Here is a 19,054-nt window from a genome sequence, read left to right as displayed (position 1 = left end):
GTGTGTCTGTTTAACATGACGTCGGGTTGGCTTTGGGGGCGCAATGTTCTGGCGGGGAATGGTGGTGTTGGCTGCGGCCGCGCTGTTGTGCGGCTGTGAAACGACGCAGCGGAATGGGCTCGACTATGCGGCGATGACGCAGAAGGTGGGCCCGCCAAAGGCCGGACACGGGCGCATCGTGATGCTCCGGGAAAAGGACTTCGCCAACATCGCCGACAGGGCGTTTGAGTTCCAGCTCGACGGTACGCCGATCCAGGGCCTCAAGACCGGAACCTACGTCTATGTCGATCGTCCGGCCGGCCAGCATCAGCTGACGGCGAGCGAGGCCGGCTTTCCCGGCGTGACCGAGCGGGCCGTCGCGATTCAGGCGGGCCAGACTCAGTTCTATCTGGTTCGGATGAGCGAGAGAAAAAGCGCCATCCTGGCATCATCAGCGAATACCGGGCTGTTGGGCCTCGCCCTCAGTACCGCCATCACCTCGGGCTACAAGAATCCCGGGCCGCTCGATTTCCTTCCTTTGGAGGAGGGCGCAGCCCGAACCACGATCGCGGAGCTGCGGCTGGCAGAATAGGGCCATTTTGGCACGATTTAAGCCCATCCGGCCGGCCTAACCGGCCGTATTTTCTTGCTTATGGCGCAAATCGCGCTATATACCGCGCCATCTCACACGGAAACATGGCTCTCAAAGGCCGTCCGGTGGCAACCGGGCCAGTCAGGCTCGCTTGCTCACACGTTTCCGGAGGAACCAACCGGAGAATTAGAACTATGTCGCTGCCCGAATTCAATATGCGTCAGCTTTTGGAAGCTGGTGTTCACTTTGGTCACCAATCCCACCGCTGGAACCCGAAGATGCAGGATTACATCTTCGGCGCCCGCAACAACATCCACATCATCGACCTCGCGCAGACTGTGCCGATGCTGCACCGTGCCCTGCAGGCGGTCAGCGATACCGTCGCCAAGGGCGGCCGCATCCTGTTCGTCGGCACCAAGCGCTCGGCCCAGGACGGCGTTGCCGATGCTGCCAAGCGCTCGGCGCAGTACTTCGTCAATTCGCGCTGGCTCGGCGGCACGCTGACGAACTGGAAGACGATCTCGGCCTCGATCAAGCGGCTGCGTCACCTCGACGACGTGCTCGGGTCCGGCGAAGCCAACTCCTACACCAAGAAGGAGCGGCTGACGCTGCAGCGCGAGCGCGACAAGCTCGACCGCTCGCTCGGCGGCATCAAGGACATGGGCGGTCTTCCCGACATGATCTTCGTGATCGACACCAACAAGGAAGACATCGCGATCCAGGAAGCGCAGCGGCTCAACATCCCGGTCGCCGCGATCGTCGATACCAACTCGGACCCGAAGGGCATCACCTATGTGGTGCCGGGCAATGACGACGCCGGCCGCGCGATCTCGCTGTATTGCGACCTCGTGGCGCGCGCCGCCATCGACGGCATCTCGCGCGCTCAGGGCGATTCCGGAATCGACATCGGTGCGTCCGCGACCCCCGTGCAGGAAGAGCTCCCGGCGGCTGCACCGTCCGGCTTCCAGGGCCTTGCCGGTCCGCGCGGCACCGCCGACAACCTCAAGAAGCTCACCGGCGTGTCCGGTACCATCGAGAAGAAGCTCAACGACCTCGGCATCTTCCACTACTGGCAGCTCGCCGAGCTCGACCACGACACCGCGCACAAGATCGGCGAAGAAGTCGGTCTGCCGAGCCGTGCCGACGCCTGGGTCGCCCAGGCCAAGACGCTCGCCGAAGCGGAATAATCGTTACGCGGCGTGGCCGGAACTCACCCGGCCGCCGCTTCACTTCCACGAACAACGATTTCCCTGTCGCTGACGGCGGCGCCATCGGGCGCCGCGGTTTCTGTACAGGCAAGAAGGACATTGAACGATGGCAACGATCACAGCAGCGATGGTCAAGGATCTCCGCGAATCGACCGGCGCGGGCATGATGGATTGCAAGGCGGCGCTGACCGAGAACAACGGCGACATGCAGGCCGCGCAGGATTGGCTGCGCAAGAAGGGCCTCTCCAAGGCCGCCAAGAAGGCCGGCCGCGTGGCGGCCGAGGGCCTGATCGGCGCGCTGACCTCCGGCACCAAGGGCGTGCTGGTCGAGGTCAACTCCGAGACCGACTTCGTCGCGCGCAACGAGCAGTTCCAGGGTCTGGTCAAGATGATCGCCCAGGTCGCGCTGCATAACGCCGCCGATGTCGAGACGATCAAGGCGGCCAAGGTCGGCGACGTCACCGTCGAGACCGCGATCTCCGACGCCATCGCGACCATCGGCGAGAACATGACGCTGCGCCGCGCCGCTTCGCTCGAGGTGAGCAAGGGCGTGGTGTCGAGCTATGTCCACAACGCCGTCGTCGAGGGCGCCGGCAAGATCGGCGTGATCGTGGCGCTCGAGTCGGCCGGCAAGACCGACGAGCTCGCCGTGCTCGGCCGCCAGCTCGCCATGCACGTCGCCGCGGCGAAGCCGCTGGCGCTGGATCCGGCCGGGCTCGATCCCGAGACCGTCAAGCGCGAGAAGGACGTGCTCGCCGACAAGTACCGCCAGCAGGGCAAGCCGGAGAACGTCATCGAGAAGATCGTCGATTCCGGCCTGAAGACCTACTACAAGGAGGTCTGCCTCCTCGATCAGGCCTTCATCCACGACAGCGGCAAGTCGGTTGCCCAGGCGGTGAAGGAAGCTGAGGGTAAGGTCGGCGGGCCGATCAAAATCGCTGGCTTTGTGAACTATGCTCTCGGTGAGGGAATCGAGAAGCAGGAAAGCGACTTCGCCGCCGAAGTCGCGGCCGCCAGCGGCAAGAAGTAACCGCTGACACCAGGCGTCCGGCGCACGCGCCGGAGGCCTACCTGCGCGGATAGGAAAGCGATCGCATCATGGCTGAGCCGATCTATCGTCGCGTGGTGATCAAGCTGTCCGGCGAATATCTGGCCGGCTCCCACGGCTTCGGGATCGATCAACCGACGATCGACCGCGTCGCCGACGACCTGATCGCGGCCCGCAAGCTCGGCATCGAGGTCGCGGTCGTGATCGGCGGCGGCAACATCGTCCGCGGCGTCGAGGTCTCCTCACGCGGCGTGTCGCGGCCGACCGGCGACACCATGGGCATGCTTGCTACCATGATGAATTGCCTGGCGCTTGAGGCGGCGATCGAGCGCAAGGGAAGCCCGGCGCGGACCTTGTCGGCATTCGTGATGCCGGAGATTTCCGAGCTGTTCACCCGTACTGCGGCGCACAAATACCTCGCCGAGGGACGGATCGTCCTGCTCGGCGGCGGAACCGGTAATCCGTTCTTCACCACCGACACCACGGCCGTGCTGCGCGCGGCCGAGATCGGTGCGCAGGCGGTGTTGAAAGCCACCAATGTGGACGGCGTCTACAGCGCCGATCCGAAGAAGGACCCCAAAGCCAAGCGCTTCGATCGCCTGACCCATTCGCAGGCGATCGAGGGGGGCTACAAGGTCATGGACGCGACCGCTTTCGCGCTTGCCCGCGAGACGTCGCTGCCTATCATCGTGTTCTCGATCGCGGAGCCCGGTTCGATCGGTGCGATTCTGCGCGGTACCGGACACGGCACGGTCGTCGCCGGCTGATTGCCGCGCCTCCGGGCGTCGACAGCCGGTTTCTAAGTGAAAGGGAGAAGGTCATGGCCGCAGCTGGTTTTGACATCAACGACGTGAAGCGCCGCATGCAGGGTGCCACGCAATCGCTCAAGCACGAACTCGGAGGTCTGCGCACCGGCCGCGCCGCGGCCTCCATGCTGGAGCCGGTCCAGGTCGAGGCTTACGGCTCGCATATGCCGCTCAACCAGGTTGCGACCATCAGCGTACCCGAGCCGCGCCTGCTCTCGGTGCAGGTCTGGGACAAGACCATGGTGAAGGCGGTCGAAAAGGCGATCGTCGATTCCAACCTCGGACTGTCGCCGGCGACCGAAGGTCAGGTGCTGCGCCTGCGGATTCCCGAGCTCAACGAGGAGCGCCGCAAGGAGCTCGTCAAGGTCGCGCACAAATACGCGGAGGCAGCGAAGGTCGCCGTGCGCCATGTGCGCCGCGACGGCCTCGACGTCATCAAGAAGCTCGAGAAGAATCACGAGATCTCCGAGGACGATCAGGAGCGCCTGTCGAACGAGGTGCAGAAGGCGACCGACGGCATGATCGCCGAAGTCGATCAGCTGCTTGCCGCCAAGGAGAAGGAAATCCTGACGGTCTGAAGGCGCTACGGGAACCAGCCGATGTCGAACGCTGCCGCCCCAGCAACTGACGGACCGGATCGCTCCGGTGCTCCGTTGCATGTGGCGATCATTATGGACGGCAACGGGCGCTGGGCGGCGTCGCGCGGCCTGCCGCGCGTCGAGGGCCATCGCCGCGGCGTCGAGGCGCTGCGCCGCGTGGTGCGTGCGGCCCATGAACTCGGCATCGTCTATCTCACGATCTTTTCCTTCAGCTCGGAAAACTGGTCGCGGCCGGCGAGCGAGATCGGCGATCTGTTCGGCCTGTTGCGCCGCTTTATCCGCAACGATCTGGCGACGCTGCATCGTGACGGGGTGCGGGTGCGCGTGATCGGCGAGCGGGACGGGCTCGACCCCGACATCTGCGCGCTGCTCAACGAGGCCGAGGAGCTGACCAGGAACAACGACAAGCTCAACCTTGTGGTCGCTTTCAACTACGGTTCGCGGGCGGAGATCGCCGCCGCCGCGCGGCGCCTTGCGCGCGAGGTCGCCGAAGGCAAGCGCGACGCCAACTCCATCGATGCCGACACGCTCGGCCAATATCTCGACGCGCCCGACATTCCGGATCCCGATCTGATCATCCGCACCAGCGGCGAGCAGCGTCTGTCGAACTTCCTGATGTGGCAGGCCGCCTACAGCGAATTGGTATTCGTGCCGATTCACTGGCCGGATTTCGACAAGGCCGCGCTCGAAGGCGCGATTGCCGAATACGGCAAGCGCGAGCGCAGGTTCGGCGGCCTCGCTGCGAAAACCGGCTCGTGACCGAGGGCGAAGCCGCACCGGCGGCAGCGAGCGAGCAGGGATCGCGCAATCTCGTGATGCGCGTGGTTGCGGCGCTGGTGCTGGCGCCGCTCGCGATCGCACTGGCCTATCTGGGTGGCGTCGCCTGGTCGCTTCTGGTGACGCTGGCGGCGGTCGGATTGTTCGCCGAATGGCTTGTTGTTACCGGCCTCGGACGCGAGCTCCGCGTCGTGGTGCCGGGCGTCGTCGCGCTGCTGCTTGCCGGACTTGGCCTGATGGCGGGTCGGATCGATGTCGCCCTGATCGTGCTCGCCGTCGGCGCTGTCGTTGTCGCCCTGACGTCGGGCGCGCGGCGCAACTGGGCCGTTGCGGGATTGCTCTATGCGGCGGGGGCCGAGGTCGCATCGGTGCTGCTGCGCCTCGATGCGGCGAAGGGATTCGCCGCGCTGATGTTCGTATTGCTGATCGTGTGGGTCACCGATATCGGCGGCTATTTCGCGGGCCGCAGCATCGGCGGACCGAAGCTCTGGGTGCGGGTCAGTCCGAAGAAGACCTGGGCCGGCGCCGCCGGTGGTTTCGTCGCAAGCCTGCTCGTTGCCGCCGGCTTAGCCGCCTTCGAGATCGGCACGACCGGGCCGCTGCTGTTGCTCGGCGCCGTGTTGTCGGTGGTTTCGCAGCTCGGCGATCTCTTCGAATCCGCGGTGAAGCGGCGGTTCGGCGTGAAGGATTCGAGCCACATCATTCCCGGCCATGGCGGCCTCCTGGACCGCCTGGACGGATTTGTCGCGGCCGTCATTGTGGCGGCGATTTTCGGCTTTCTCCGTGGTGGCGCCGATGGCGTCGGGCGCGGTCTTATGGTTTGGTGATGAGATGAGCGCAGTTCCGTTGCGTAACAACAAGGCCGCGGCGGCATCCGCCGCGCGGACCGTGACCGTCCTCGGTGCCACCGGCTCGATCGGCGACAGCACGATGGATCTGCTGCGGGGCGCGCGCGACCGCTACCGGGTCGAGGCGCTGACCGCGAACAGCAATGTCGAGGGACTGGCGAAGCTCGCCAAGGAGTTCGGCGCGCGGTTCGCCGCCATTGCCGATCCTGCCAGGCTTTCCGAACTGAAGGACGCGCTCGCCGGAACCCGGATCGAATGCGGGGCCGGGGAGAGCGCCATCATCGAAGCGGCCGCGCGGCCGGCCGAATGGGTGATGGCGGCGGTCAGCGGCGCGGCCGGACTAAAGCCGGCGCTTGCCGCGGTCGATCGTGGCGCCACCGTCGCGCTCGCCAACAAGGAATGTTTGGTCTGTGCCGGCGATATCTTCATGGAGCGGGCCAAGAAGGCCGGCGCCTGCATCCTGCCGGCGGACTCCGAGCATAATGCGCTGTTCCAGGCGCTGGCTTCCGGCAATCGCGAGGAACTGACGCGGGTGATCATCACCGCGTCAGGCGGGCCGTTCCGCACCTGGGCCCCCGCCGACATCGAGCAGGCGACGCTGGAACAGGCGCTGAAGCATCCCAACTGGAGCATGGGGCAGAAGATTACGATCGATTCCGCCTCGATGATGAACAAGGGCCTCGAGGTGATCGAGGCGTCCTACCTTTTCGCGCTGGCGCCCGACGAGATCGACGTGCTGGTGCACCCGCAATCGATCATCCACGGCATGGTCGAGTTCTCCGACCGCTCGGTGGTGGCCCAGCTCGGCACGCCCGACATGCGGATCCCGATCGCGCACTGCCTAGGCTGGCCTGATCGCGTCGTCGGCCCGTCCGCCAAGCTCGATCTCGCCAAGATCGGCCAGCTCACCTTCGAGGCGCCGGATTTCCAGCGCTTCCCCGGGCTGCGACTGGCCTACGAGGCGCTGCGGAGCGGGCACGGCGCGACCACCGTGTACAATGCCGCGAACGAGGTCGCGGTCGCAGCCTTCATCGCCGGCAAGATCAAGTTCGGCGCGATCGCCCGGCTGGTCGAGGCGACAATGAACGATTGGATCAGGTCGGGGAATCAGCCACCACTGCACTCGGCGGATGATGCGATTTCCGTTGACCATATCGCGCGAAATAAAGCTGCCGCCCTATTGCCTCAAATTGCCTTAAAGGCAACCTAGAGGGTTGGGGACGGAGCCTCTGGCTCTTGTCGAGGGAAATCGAATGCCCGAATTTTTTCTTCATTATTTCAATGCGTTGAGCCACGGGCTCATCGGCTATATTGTTCCCTTCCTATTCGTCCTGACGATCGTTGTCTTCTTTCACGAGCTTGGCCATTTCCTGGTTGCGCGCTGGGCTGGCGTGAAGGTGCTGACTTTCTCGCTGGGGTTCGGGCCGGAGCTTGCCGGCTTCAATGACCGGCATGGCACGCGCTGGAAGCTCTCCGCGATTCCGCTCGGCGGTTACGTCAAGTTCTTCGGCGACGACAGCGAGGCGTCGACGCCGTCGACGGAGACGCTCGCCTCCATGACGGCTGAGGAGCGCCAGGGCAGCTTCCACCACAAGTCGGTCGGAAAGCGCACCGCCATCGTCGTCGCCGGTCCAGTGGCGAATTTCATTCTCGGCGCCCTGATCTTTGCGGGTATGGCGCTCTATTACGGCAAGCCGAGCACGATCGCGCGGGTCGATGGTCTGGTCGCCGAGAGCGTCGCCGCGACCTCCGGCTTCAAGGTCGGCGATATCGTCGTGGACATCGACGGCAGCGCGATTCAAAGCTTCGCCGACATGCAGCGGATCGTAGCTTCGAATGCAGGTTCAGCTCTTGGGTTCAAAGTGAAGCGGGATGGCCAGATTGTCTCGCTCACTGCCACGCCGGCGCTCAAGGAGGTCAAGGACCCCTTCGGCAATGCCCACCGAATCGGCGTGCTCGGAATCGAGCACAAGGCTCAGACTGGCGAAGCAACCAGCGCCTCCGTCGGCGTTCTGGAAGCCCTGAAAATCGGTGTCGAGCAGGTTTGGTACATCATTGCCAGCACCTTCAAGTTCCTCGGGTCGCTGTTCGTGGGAACCGGCAATCCGGGCGAGGTAAGTGGGGTCATCGGAATCGCAAAGCTGTCCGGTCAGGCCGCGAGCGCAGGTTTCCAATTCGTTGTGAACCTTTGTGCCATCCTGTCGGTCTCGATTGGCCTCTTGAACCTGTTCCCGATCCCGCTCCTGGATGGCGGCCACCTGCTGTTCTACGGCGCGGAGGCGCTCCGTGGACGCCCGCTGTCGGAGCGGACGCAGGAGGTGGGTTTCCGAATCGGGCTGGGTTTGGTCCTGATGCTGATGGTGTTTGCGACGTATAACGACATCCTCAGGATCGCCGGGTCCTAAAACGGGCTTTTCTGTGGCGTTGCCGATGAGCAACGTGTTGGTACGAAAATGGAAATGTTCGGCTGTAGTAAGTTTGCCCCCTTGGCAAAACTGGTTACAAGCTGGGCGGTAGGTTGGGAATCTGTCGGGGCGTTGGGGAACGATCCGGCATCGCTAAGATAAGGGCGCGCAGCGCATGATGTTTGGAATGCGAGTGAGGGGGGGGCTGTTCGCCGCCTTGGTCATGTTCGCCGTGCCGGTGGCTGCCACCTTGGCGGCCGTAGCTGTTTCTGCGCCTGCGTATGCGCAGACCGTCGATTCGATCACGGTGGAGGGGAATCGCCGCGTCGAACTCGAAACCATCCGCTCCTATTTCCATCCCGGACCGGGCGGTCGGCTGGGCCAGGCCCAGATCGACGACGGCCTGAAGGCGCTGATCGAGACCGGTCTGTTCCAGGACGTCCACATCGACCAGCGAGGCGGACGCCTTGTCGTGGTCGTGGTCGAGAACCCGGTGATCGGCCGTGTCGCCTTCGAGGGCAACAAGAAGGTCAAGGACGAGCAGCTCACTGCCGAAGTCCAGTCGAAGCCGCGCGGCACCTTCTCGCGCCCGATGGTCCAGTCGGACGCCCTGCGCATCGCCGAAATCTACCGTCGCTCCGGCCGTTACGACGTGCGGGTCAATCCGCAGATCATCGAGCAGCCGAACAACCGCGTCGACCTGATCTTCGAGGTCAATGAAGGCGTGAAGACCGGCGTCCGGTCGATCGAGTTCATCGGCAACAACGCCTATTCGGCGTCCCGCCTGCGCGACATCATCAAGACCCGCGAATCGAACCTGCTGAGCTTCCTCGGCGGCAACGACGTCTACGATCCCGACCGGGTCGAGGCTGACCGCGATCTGATTCGCCGCTTCTACCTCAAGAATGGCTATGCCGACGTCCAGGTCGTGGCCGCGCTGACCGAATACGATCCCGACAAGAAGGGCTTCCTGGTTACCTTCAAGATCGAAGAAGGCCAGCAATACCGCGTCGCCGCCGTCAACTACACCTCGTCGATCTCAACGCTCGACCCGAACGCGCTGCGCACCTATTCGCGCGTCAATGTCGGCTCGCTCTACAACGCCGAGGCGCTGGAGAAGTCGGTCGAGGAAATGCAGATCGAGGCGTCGCGCCGCGGCTATGCCTTCGCGGTGGTCCGGCCGCGCGGTGATCGCAATTTCGACAATCACACGGTGTCGATCACGTTCGCGATCGACGAAGGACCGCGCACCTATATCGAGCGTATCAATGTCCGCGGCAACAGCCGCACCCGCGACTACGTGATCCGCCGCGAGTTCGATATCTCCGAGGGTGACGCCTACAACCGCGCGCTGGTCGACCGTGCCGAGCGCCGGCTGAAGAACCTCGACTTCTTCAAGACCGTCAAGATCACCACCGAGCCGGGCTCCTCCAGCGATCGCGTCATCCTGATCGTCGATCTCGAAGAGAAGTCGACTGGCGACTTCTCGGTGTCGGGCGGTTACTCGACCACCGATGGCGCGCTGGCCGAAGTCAGCGTGTCCGAGCGCAATCTGCTCGGCCGCGGCCTGTTCGCGAAGGCGTCGGTGACCTACGGCCAGTATGCCCGCGGCTATTCGCTGTCGTTCGTCGAGCCCTATCTGCTCGACTACCGCGTCGCGCTCGGTCTCGACTTCTATCAGCGCCAGCAGCTGTCCAACAGCTACATCGCGTACGGCACAAAGACGCTGGGCTTCAGCCCGCGGCTCGGCTTCAGCCTGCGGGAAGATCTCTCGCTGCAGCTGCGCTACTCGATCTATCAGCAGGAAATCACGCTGCCGTCGACGTTGAACAACTGTAACAACGTGCAGACCCTGCCGGATGGAACGCCGAATCCCGCGTTCAACCCGAGCCCGGCCTATGCGAACCTCAACGGCATCGATCTGACGTCGACCAATGGTCTCGGCTGCTACTTCGACGGCGAAGCCTCGCTGCCGGTTCGCAAGGAGCTGGCGGGCGGCAAGACCCTGACCTCGGCGCTGGGCTATACGCTCAACTACAACACCCTCGACAACAACAAGAACCCGACCGACGGTCTGATCGTCGACTTCAAGCAGGACTTCGCCGGCGTCGGCGGCGACGTCAGCTACATCAAGAGCGCGGTCGACGCGAAGTACTACACCCCGCTGGTCTCTGATCTCGTCGGCCTGATCCACGCCCAGGGCGGCATCCTGAACAAGCTCGGCAGCCAGGATCTGCGCATGCTGGATCACTTCCAGATGGGCCCGAACCTGGTCCGCGGCTTCGCGCCGAACGGCATCGGTCCGCGTGACATCAATCCCTACGGCACCATGGACGCGATCGGCGGCACCAAGTATTGGGGCGTGTCGGCGGAACTGCAGATGCCGTTCTGGTTCCTGCCGAAGGAAGTCGGGCTCAAGGGCGCGGTCTATGCCGACGCCGGCGGCCTGTACGACTACAAGGGCCCGACCTCGTGGGCGGCAACCGGCGAGGTCAACGTGCCCGGTTGTATCAAGCCGACGACGAACCCGCCGACTCCGGGCACCTGCCTTGGCCTGAGCTATGACGATAGCAAGGTCGTCCGTACCTCGGTCGGTGTTGGCCTGATCTGGCAGTCACCGTTCGGCCCGCTGCGCTTCGATTACGCAGTGCCGCTGACCAAGGGTGCGTATGACCGCACGCAAGAATTCCGGTTTGGCGGCGGTACGACGTTCTAAGACCGATTGCCGACCGGACTGCGACGGATGGAATGGCGCAGCCGATCTTCTTCAAGAGTCCCCCTTCGTCAACGCTGGCTGAGATCGCCGCGCTGACGAAGGCGCATCTGGTCGACCCCGCAAGGGGCGCGCATAAGATCAGAGGGCTGGCCTCGCTCGACGAGGCCGGTCCGATGCATCTCGCCTTCTTTGACAATCTCAAATATGCCGACCAGCTTGCCGTGACCAAGGCCGGCGCGTGCCTGGTCAGCCCGCGCTTCGAGGCGCAGGTGCCCAAGGGCACGGCCGTGCTGCGGGCCAACAAGCCGTTCCAGGTCTTCGTCGAGCTCGCCCGCGAATGGCACGCCGATGCGCTGCGGCCGCAATCCTGGTTCGATACCGAGGGCATCGCACCGTCGGCGATCATCGATCCCACCGCGCGTCTCGAGGACGGCGTCATCGTCGATCCCTTGGTCGTGATCGGCCCGCGGGTCGAGATCGGCGCGGGCACGATTATCGGCGCCGGCGCGGTGATCGGGGCGGACGTCAAGATCGGCCGCGACTGCAATGTCGGCGCCAAGACCACCATTCAGTTCGCGCTGATCGGCAACAACGTCCTGATCCATACCGGCTGCAATATCGGCCAGGACGGCTATGGCTTCATCTTCTTCGGGCCGGCGGGCCATGTGAAGGTGCCGCAGACCGGCCGCGTGGTGATCCAGAACAATGTCGAGGTCGGCGCCGCCTCGACCATCGACCGTGGTTCCCTGCGCGACACGGTGATTGGCGAGGGCACCAAAATCGACAATCAGGTCCAGATCGGCCACAATGTGACCATCGGCCGGCATTGCCTGCTCGCGGCCCAGATCGGGCTCGCAGGCAGCCTGACGATCGGCGACAACGTCGCGCTCGGCGCCAAGGTGGGAATCAACAACCACCTCAAGATCGGCGACGGTGCCCAGGTGACGGCGATGAGCGCGGTCAAGGACGACATCCCACCCAACGGCCGCTGGGGCGGGCATTTTGCCAAGCCGACCAAGCAGTGGTTCAGGGAAATCATCGCGGTGGAGCGGCTGGTGCGCGACAACGAAACGAAGGGCGAGGGGAAGGAGTGATGGAGGAGGCACCGGTCAAATTCGAGCTGGTGGATATCAACGATATCCTCAAGACGCTCCCGCACCGCTTTCCGATGTTGTTGATCGATCGGGTCGTCAAGATCCGCACCGACTACAGCGGCATCGGCATCAAGAACGTCACCTTCAACGAGCCGCCGTTTCAGGGGCATTTCCCGGACCGCCCGGTTTATCCCGGCGTGATGATGATCGAGGCGATGGCCCAGACCGCCGGCGTGATCGGCATCAAATCCGTCGAAGGCACCGAGAAGCCGCGCGCGGTGTATTTCCTCACCATCGACAAGTGCAAGTTCCGCAAGCCGGTGATGCCCGGCGACACCATCGAGTACCACATGCGCTCGCTCGGCCGGCGCAAGACGATGTGGTGGTTTCACGGCGATGCCAAGGTCAACGGCCAGGTCGTCGCCGAAGCCGATGTCGGTGCGATGCTGACGGATTAGAGCGTTTTCGAGCGAAGTGGACACCGGTTCGCGTGAAGAAAACACCTCAAAACGAGAAGTTCTAGACGATCGTGTCAGGACGTTCGGCAGAGATATCGGCCGTCGGCACCGGCGATCCGCAACACGCGATTGAGGAAGACGCCCATCGACGGCGCGTTCATCAGCGCGTCGAAGGTCTCAGTGGGCACGCCGCAATAGTGCTGGTAGCTGCCCCTGACCGCGACCAACAGCGCGCGCTCGCCTGCGCTGTAACAGACCCGCTGGACGATCGTGCTGCGATTGATATCGCGGCATTCGAAGCTCGAGAGATCGACGGTCGTGCTGTTGCCGAGATCGACCGTCTCCGGGCCGATCGGCGCAGAGAGCAGGCTGAGGATCAGCGCGGCAGCCCGGACCATGGATCGGTTGCGACCTTCTCATTTGCAACAGGCCGTCATCATACGTCACTGGACAGGGCAGGCAAAGTCGCGCTAACGACCGCCCAACTGACAGCATAGCGCTTTGGCGCCATTAACGAATTCCGGACCTGAACTGCATGAGCATGATCGACCCCACTGCGCGGATTGCGGATGGCGCTGTGATCGGGGCCGGCACCGAGATCGGTCCGTACTGCATCATCGGCCCCAATGTCGTGCTCGGCGAGAACTGCAAGCTGATCGCGCATGTCACGATCAGCGGGCATACCAGGATCGGCGCCGGCTGCGTCATCTCGCCGTTTGCCGCGCTCGGCGGACCGCCGCAGGATCTCAGCTATCGCGGCGAGCCGACCCGTCTCGAAGTCGGCGAAGCCTGCACGATCCGCGAGGGCGTGACGATGAACGTCGGCACGATCAAGGGCGGCGGGCTCACCCGCGTCGGCGATCGCGGCTTCTTCATGAACAACAGCCATGTCGGCCATGATTGCATGGTCGGCAATGGCGTGATCTTCGCGACGTCGGCGACGCTCGGCGGCCACTGCGAGATCGGCGACTTCGTCTATATCGGCGGCCTGTCGGCGGTGCACCAGTTCACCCGTGTCGGCTCGCAGGTGATGATCGGTGGCGTTTGCGGCGTGCGCGGCGACATCATCCCGTTCGGGCTTGCCAACGGACAATACGCGGTGCTCGAAGGCCTCAACATCATCGGCATGCGGCGCCGCCAGTTCACCAAGTCGCGGCTGGCGACGGTGCGCGCGTTCTATCAAAAGCTGTTCCACGGCCCCGGCATCTTTGCCGAGCGGCTGGCCTCGGTGCAGCCGCTGGCGGCAGAGGATCCCGCGATCGCTGAAATCCTCGCCTTCATCGAGGGCGGCAAGCTCCGGCCGCTCTGCCTTCCAGCCAACACTGATTGAGCATGGAATGGCCGCCAGCATGACGTCAGCGGCTCCCTCGCTTTCCTCGCCGGTCGGCGTCATCGCCGGCGGCGGCGCCATGCCGTTCGCGGTCGCGGAGTCCCTGACCTCGCGCGGCATCACGCCGGTGTTGTTCGCGCTGCGCGGCGCCTGCGATCCCGCGCGCGCGCAGCGCTTTCGTCATCGCTGGATCTCGGTCGGCCAGCTCGGGCGGGCGACCCGGCTATTCCGCGATGAAGGCTGCCGCGACCTGATCTTCATCGGCACGCTGGTGCGTCCCGCGCTGTCGGAGATCCGGCTCGACTGGGGCACGCTGCGCCTGCTCGGCCATGTCGTGCGCGCCTTTCGCGGCGGCGACGATCATTTGCTGTCGAGTGTCGGCCGCATTCTCGAGCAGCAGGGATTCCGCATGGTCGGAATCAAGGATGTCGCGCCCGATCTCCTGATGCCCGAGGGCGCCGTGACGCGCGCGACGCCGGACAGTGCCGCGCTCGCCGACATCGCGCGCGGCCGCGGCGTGCTCGACGCGCTCGGCCCGTTCGACATCGGTCAAGCGGCGGTGGTGATCGACGGGCACGTGGTTGCGGTCGAGGATATCGAAGGCACCGACGGGTTGCTGGCGCGGGTGGCGCGGCTGCGCACCGAGGGCCGGATTCGCGCCAAGGCCGGCCGCGGGGTGCTGGTGAAGGCGCCGAAGAACAGCCAGGACCTGCGCTTCGATCTGCCGACCATCGGTCCGCGGACGGTTGAGGGCGCGGCCGCGGCCGGCATCGCCGGCATCGCCGTGATCGCCGGCAACACGCTGGCCGCCGAACCGCAGGCCTTGATCGAGGCCGCCGACGCCAGGGGGCTCTTTGTCATCGGACTGGCGGGCTGATGCAGGCGCGCCCTCCCAGCACGCCCCGCAAGATCTTCCTCATCGCGACCGAGGAATCCGGCGATCGGCTCGGCGCGGCGCTGATGAAGGTGCTGCGCCAGCGTCTCGGCGATGGCGTGCAATTTTCCGGCGTCGGCGGCCTGGCGATGACAAGCGAGGGTATCACGCCGCTGTTTCCGATCGAGGAACTCTCGATCATGGGCTTTGCCGCCGTCGTGAAGCAATTGCCGAAGATATTGCGATTGATCCGCCGCACCGCCGATGCGGTGCTCGCTGATGCGCCCAATATGCTCGTCATCATCGACAGCCCGGACTTCACCCACCGCGTCGCCCGTCGCGTCCGCGCCCGCAACCCTGATATCCCGATCGTCGACTACGTCTCGCCGTCGGTGTGGGCGTGGCGGCCGGGCAGGGCGCACGCGATGCGGAGCTACGTCGATCACGTGCTCGCGCTGCTGCCCTTCGAGCCCGAGGAATATCGCAAGCTGCAGGGACCACCATGCAGCTATGTCGGCCATCCCCTGACCGAGCAATTCGCCTCACTGCGGCCGAACGCGGAGGAGCAGAAGCGCCGCGACGCCGAGCCGCCGGTCCTGCTGGTGCTACCGGGCAGCCGCCGCAGCGAGATCAGGCATCATCTGGCGCTGTTCGGCGCGGCGCTCGGTCAGCTCGGCAAGCAAAAATCGTTCGAGCTCGTGCTTCCCACCATGCCGCATCTCGAGGCAATGGTGCGCGAAGGCATCGCGTCGTGGCCGGTCGTGCCGCGGCTCGCGGTCGGTGAGACAGAGAAGCGCGCCGCATTCCGCGTGGCGCGCGCCGCGCTCGCCAAGTCGGGCACCGTGACGCTCGAGCTCGCGCTGTCGGGCATTCCGATGGTGACGGCCTATCGCGTCGGCGCCGCCGAAGCGTTCATCCTGCGCCGTGCGATCCGGGTGTCGTCGGTGATCCTCGCCAATCTCGTGATCGGCAGCGAGATCATCCCGGAATTCCTGCAGGAGGACTGCACGCCGGAGAAGCTCGCGCAGGCGCTGGGCGAGGTGCTCGCGGACACGCCCGAGCGTCTGCGTCAGCTCGTGGCGTTCGCGACGATGGATGCGAAGATGTCGGCCGGCGATCAGCCGCCGAGCGTCCGGGCGGCGGACATCGTGCTGGCGACGATGAACGGGCGGTCGGGCTAATCATCGACAACGAGCTTGCCTGCGGCGGCATCCCGCCGAAGCGGTTCCGCTTGCATTGTACGTGCCGGCTGCCACGCCTCGATGCGCTGGCGACCGAAGTTGCGCGGGGCAAACGAAATCGGCGCCATCGGGGATGATGGCGCCGTCTCGGATTCTCTTGAGGATGAAGCTTGCTTGCGAGCTTACTTGCGCTTGTCGATCGTCACATAGTCGCGGCGCGCCACGCCGGTGTAGAGCTGGCGCGGACGGCCGATCTTCTGCTGCGGATCCTCGATCATCTCGCTCCACTGGCTGATCCAGCCGACGGTGCGGGCGACTGCGAACAGCACGGTGAACATCGAGGTCGGGAAGCCCATCGCCTTCAGCGTGATGCCCGAATAGAAGTCGACGTTCGGGTAGAGCTTGCGGTCGATGAAATAGGGATCGCTGAGCGCGATCTTCTCGAGCTCGAGCGCGACCTTCAGCATCGGGTCGTCGCCATGGCCGGTCTCGGCCAGCACCGCGTGACACATCTTCTGCATGATCTTGGCGCGCGGATCATAGTTCTTGTAGACGCGGTGACCGAAGCCCATCAGGCGGACTTCGCTGTTCTTGTCCTTCACCTTGGCGATGAACTCGGGAATCTTGTCGACCGATCCGATCGAGGACAACATGGCGAGCGCCGCTTCGTTGGCGCCGCCATGGGCCGGGCCCCACAGGCAGGCGATGCCGGCCGCGATGCAGGCAAACGGGTTGGCGCCGGAAGAGCCGGCGATACGCACCGTCGAGGTCGACGCGTTCTGCTCGTGATCGGCATGCAGGATGAAGATCTTGTCGAGCGCGTCGGCGAGCACCGGGTTGATCTTGTATTCCTCGCAAGGTACGCCGAAGCACATCTGCAGGAAGTTCTCGGCGAAGGACAGCGAGTTCTTCGGATACATGAAGGGCTGGCCGATGGTGTACTTGTAGGCCATCGCTGCCAGCGTCGGCACCTTCGCAATCATCCGCATCGAGGCGATCATGCGCTGCCGCGGATCGTTGATGTCGGTGGAGTCGTGGTAGAACGCGGCGAGTGCGCCGACGGCGGCAACCATGATCGCCATCGGATGGGCGTCGCGGCGGAAGCCCTGGAAAAAGCGGGCCATCTGCTCATGCACCATCGTGTGATGGATCACGCGATGGTCGAAATCCTTCTTCTGCGCCGGGGTCGGAAGCTCCCCGTAGAGCAGCAAATAGCAGGTTTCGAGGAAGTCGCCGTGTTCGGCGAGTTGCTCGATCGGATAGCCACGGTATTCGAGGATACCGGCGTCGCCGTCGATATAGGTGATCTTCGACTGGCAGCTGCCGGTCGAGGTGAAGCCGGGGTCGTAGGTGAACACCCCGGCCTGGCCGTAGAGCTTGCCGATGTCGATGACATCAGGCCCAACCGTGCCGCTCAGGATCGGGAAATCGTAATTCTTGTTGCCGATGGTGAGTGTGGCTGTCTTGCTGGATTTTGCGTCCATCGCGATATCCCCGATGAATTCGTTGCGAAAACCGACCTTGCCCAGTCGCTAATTTGCGGCCCGTGGCGGGGCGGAACGGCTTGTGAAGAAAGCGTCGGGGGATGGGTAGCTCATTGCAATGTGCGCTGCAAGATGGACCCTGGAGGGGGTCCATGCAGGATTACGCCGCCTGATCGGCGAGACGGGCAAGGCACTCCTGGCGTCCCAGCACGGCCAGCACGTCGAATATGCCGGGCGACGTTGTCCGTCCCGTCAGCGCCACCCGCAGCGGCTGGGCGACGGCGCCGAGTTTCAGGTTGTTCTGCTCGGCGAAATTCCGCATGGCGGTCTCGGTGGTTTCCGCCGTCCAGTCGTTCACGACTTCCAGCGCGGTGCGCAGCCGGCCGATCAGCGCGCGCGTTTCCGGCGTCAGCAGCGCCGTCGCCTTCGGATCGAGCTCAAGCGGACGATCGGCGAAGATGAAGTAGGCGCCGGAGATCAGCTCGATCAGCGTCTTGGCGCGCTCCTTCAGGCTCGGCATCGCCCGCAGCAATTGCGCGCGGGTGGTGTCGTTGAGCTTGGCCTTCAGCGCGGCGCCGTCAGGAACATAATCCAGCACGCTCTCGAACTGGGTCACGAGGGATTGATCGTCGCTCTGGCGGATATAGTGACCGTTGAGGTTTTCCAGCTTGGCGAAATCGAACCGCGCAGCCGAGCGGCCGATCCCCGAGAGGTCGAACGCGTCGATCATCTCCTGGGTCGAGAATATCTCCTGATCGCCATGGCTCCAGCCGAGCCGCACGAGGTAGTTGCGCAAGGCGGCCGGCAGATAGCCCAGCGCGCGATAGGCATCGACGCCGAGCGCGCCATGGCGCTTCGACAGTTTCGAGCCGTCGGGGCCGTGGATCAGCGGGATGTGGGACATGCTCGGCAGCTCCCACTCCAGCGCGTCGTAGATCTGCTTCTGACGGGCGGCGTTGATCAGGTGGTCGTCGCCGCGGATGATATGGGTAACGCCCATATCGTGGTCGTCGACCACGACCGCGAGCATGTAGGTCGGGGTGCCGTCGCCGCGCAGCAGGACGAGGTCGTCGAGGTTCTCATTCTGCCAGACCACGCGGCCCTGGACCTGATCCTCGATCACGGTCTCGCCGGTCTGCGGCGCCTTGAGGCGGATGGTCGGCTTGATGCCCGCCGGGGCCGTCGCCGGATCGCGGTCGCGCCACATGCCGTCATAGAGGCGGGTGCGTCCCTCGGCGCGGGCCTTCTCGCGCATCGCGGTGAGCTCTTCCGGCGAGGCATAGCAATAATAGGCACGCCCGGCGGCGAGCAGGCTTTCGGCGACCTCGCGATGGCGGGCGGCGCGGCTGAACTGGTAGATGACGTCGCCGTCCCAATCGAGCTCCAGCCACTTCAGGCCGTCCAGGATGGCGTCGATCGCCTCCTTGGTGGAGCGTTCACGGTCGGTGTCCTCGATCCGGAGCAGCATCTTGCCGCCGAGCTTCCTGGCGTAGAGCCAGTTGAATAGCGCGGTGCGGGCGCCTCCGATGTGGAGGAAGCCGGTCGGTGAGGGGGCGAAGCGGGTAACGACGGAATTGGTCATGATCAAGCGAGACGTATGCGGGAACGGCGGTGGTGTATAGCAGGAACCGGACATAACTAAAGCTTTGGTTGAC

At 64.5% G+C, this 19,054-nt stretch carries 18 protein-coding genes; 15 read left to right on the top strand and 3 right to left on the bottom strand.

The features are described 5' to 3' along the window. The first annotated feature begins 43 nt into the window (after positions 1 to 43). The 12 genes from WDM24_RS22160 to fabZ all read left to right on the top strand — a co-directional run bounded on the left by WDM24_RS22160 (position 44) and on the right by fabZ (position 12,530). Positions 44 to 571, top strand: coding sequence for a DUF2846 domain-containing protein (locus WDM24_RS22160; protein WP_338826893.1), 528 nt, complete (start codon positions 44 to 46; stop codon positions 569 to 571). Positions 572 to 765: 194 nt separating this feature from the next. After that, complete coding sequence (locus WDM24_RS22155; RefSeq protein WP_035976768.1) at positions 766 to 1,758, top strand: 30S ribosomal protein S2; 993 nt, start codon at positions 766 to 768, stop codon at positions 1,756 to 1,758. 127 nt (positions 1,759 to 1,885) lie between these two features. Then, on the top strand, positions 1,886 to 2,809 hold the full coding sequence (tsf, locus tag WDM24_RS22150; RefSeq protein ID WP_338826891.1) for a translation elongation factor Ts: 924 nt from the start codon (positions 1,886 to 1,888) through the stop codon (positions 2,807 to 2,809). 68 nt (positions 2,810 to 2,877) lie between these two features. Further along, the gene (gene pyrH, locus WDM24_RS22145; RefSeq protein ID WP_166295943.1) at positions 2,878 to 3,594 is read left to right on the top strand and encodes a UMP kinase; all 717 of its coding nucleotides are present in this window, start codon (positions 2,878 to 2,880) and stop codon (positions 3,592 to 3,594) included. Between the two features lie 53 nt (positions 3,595 to 3,647). Then, a complete protein-coding gene (gene frr / locus WDM24_RS22140) occupies positions 3,648 to 4,211 on the top strand; it encodes a ribosome recycling factor (protein ID WP_166295940.1) in 564 nt (187 codons plus the stop codon). Between the two features lie 21 nt (positions 4,212 to 4,232). Beyond that, positions 4,233 to 4,991: an isoprenyl transferase gene (locus WDM24_RS22135; protein ID WP_166295937.1), complete on the top strand. Its 759-nt coding sequence runs from the start codon at positions 4,233 to 4,235 to the stop codon at positions 4,989 to 4,991. Next, entirely contained in the window at positions 4,988 to 5,836 is an 849-nt protein-coding gene (locus WDM24_RS22130) for a phosphatidate cytidylyltransferase (RefSeq protein WP_338826888.1), read from the top strand. Before WDM24_RS22135 ends, WDM24_RS22130 begins: the two co-directional genes overlap by 4 nt. Before the next feature lie 4 nt (positions 5,837 to 5,840). Beyond that, entirely contained in the window at positions 5,841 to 7,067 is a 1,227-nt protein-coding gene (dxr, locus tag WDM24_RS22125) for a 1-deoxy-D-xylulose-5-phosphate reductoisomerase (RefSeq protein WP_338688741.1), read from the top strand. Between the two features lie 43 nt (positions 7,068 to 7,110). Further along, on the top strand, positions 7,111 to 8,262 hold the full coding sequence (gene rseP / locus WDM24_RS22120; RefSeq protein ID WP_338688739.1) for an RIP metalloprotease RseP: 1,152 nt from the start codon (positions 7,111 to 7,113) through the stop codon (positions 8,260 to 8,262). Positions 8,263 to 8,437: 175 nt separating this feature from the next. Then, positions 8,438 to 10,978, top strand: a complete 2,541-nt coding sequence (gene bamA / locus WDM24_RS22115) for an outer membrane protein assembly factor BamA (protein WP_166295925.1) — start codon at positions 8,438 to 8,440, stop codon at positions 10,976 to 10,978. Between the two features lie 32 nt (positions 10,979 to 11,010). Then, complete coding sequence (gene lpxD, locus WDM24_RS22110; protein WP_166295922.1) at positions 11,011 to 12,072, top strand: UDP-3-O-(3-hydroxymyristoyl)glucosamine N-acyltransferase; 1,062 nt, start codon at positions 11,011 to 11,013, stop codon at positions 12,070 to 12,072. Then, on the top strand, positions 12,072 to 12,530 hold the full coding sequence (gene fabZ / locus WDM24_RS22105; protein ID WP_029080806.1) for a 3-hydroxyacyl-ACP dehydratase FabZ: 459 nt from the start codon (positions 12,072 to 12,074) through the stop codon (positions 12,528 to 12,530). Before lpxD ends, fabZ begins: the two co-directional genes overlap by 1 nt. A 74-nt stretch (positions 12,531 to 12,604) precedes the next feature. On the opposite strand, the gene WDM24_RS22100 is transcribed toward fabZ, so the two are convergent. Then, positions 12,605 to 12,928, bottom strand: a complete 324-nt coding sequence (locus WDM24_RS22100; protein ID WP_338688734.1) for a KTSC domain-containing protein — start codon at positions 12,926 to 12,928, stop codon at positions 12,605 to 12,607. Between the two features lie 137 nt (positions 12,929 to 13,065). On the opposite strand from WDM24_RS22100, the gene lpxA reads away from it, so the two are divergent. From lpxA to lpxB, 3 genes are read left to right on the top strand one after another with little or no spacing between them, the layout of a single operon-like run. Beyond that, on the top strand, positions 13,066 to 13,860 hold the full coding sequence (gene lpxA / locus WDM24_RS22095) for an acyl-ACP--UDP-N-acetylglucosamine O-acyltransferase (protein ID WP_338826884.1): 795 nt from the start codon (positions 13,066 to 13,068) through the stop codon (positions 13,858 to 13,860). Between the two features lie 19 nt (positions 13,861 to 13,879). Continuing rightward, positions 13,880 to 14,737 (top strand): LpxI family protein, encoded by an 858-nt coding sequence (locus WDM24_RS22090; RefSeq protein WP_338701372.1) that lies wholly within the window; start codon positions 13,880 to 13,882, stop codon positions 14,735 to 14,737. Beyond that, positions 14,737 to 15,915 (top strand): lipid-A-disaccharide synthase, encoded by a 1,179-nt coding sequence (gene lpxB / locus WDM24_RS22085; protein WP_338826882.1) that lies wholly within the window; start codon positions 14,737 to 14,739, stop codon positions 15,913 to 15,915. Before WDM24_RS22090 ends, lpxB begins: the two co-directional genes overlap by 1 nt. A gap of 182 nt (positions 15,916 to 16,097) precedes the next feature. Here lpxB and gltA read toward each other — a convergent pair whose 3' ends face one another. After that, a complete protein-coding gene (gene gltA / locus WDM24_RS22080; RefSeq protein ID WP_029080813.1) occupies positions 16,098 to 17,399 on the bottom strand; it encodes a citrate synthase in 1,302 nt (433 codons plus the stop codon). Between the two features lie 160 nt (positions 17,400 to 17,559). Next, positions 17,560 to 18,981 carry a glutamate--tRNA ligase gene (gene gltX / locus WDM24_RS22075; protein WP_338826879.1) on the bottom strand — a complete coding sequence of 474 codons (1,422 nt, stop codon included), beginning with the start codon at positions 18,979 to 18,981 and terminating at the stop codon, positions 17,560 to 17,562. Between the last annotated feature and the right edge of the window lie 73 nt (positions 18,982 to 19,054).

The organism is Bradyrhizobium sp. 27S5, from assembly GCF_037217225.1.
Classification (GTDB): Bacteria; Pseudomonadota; Alphaproteobacteria; order Rhizobiales; family Xanthobacteraceae; genus Bradyrhizobium; species Bradyrhizobium septentrionale.
Note: the sequence above shows the minus strand (reverse complement) of the source record. Positions and strands in the feature narration are given on the sequence as shown.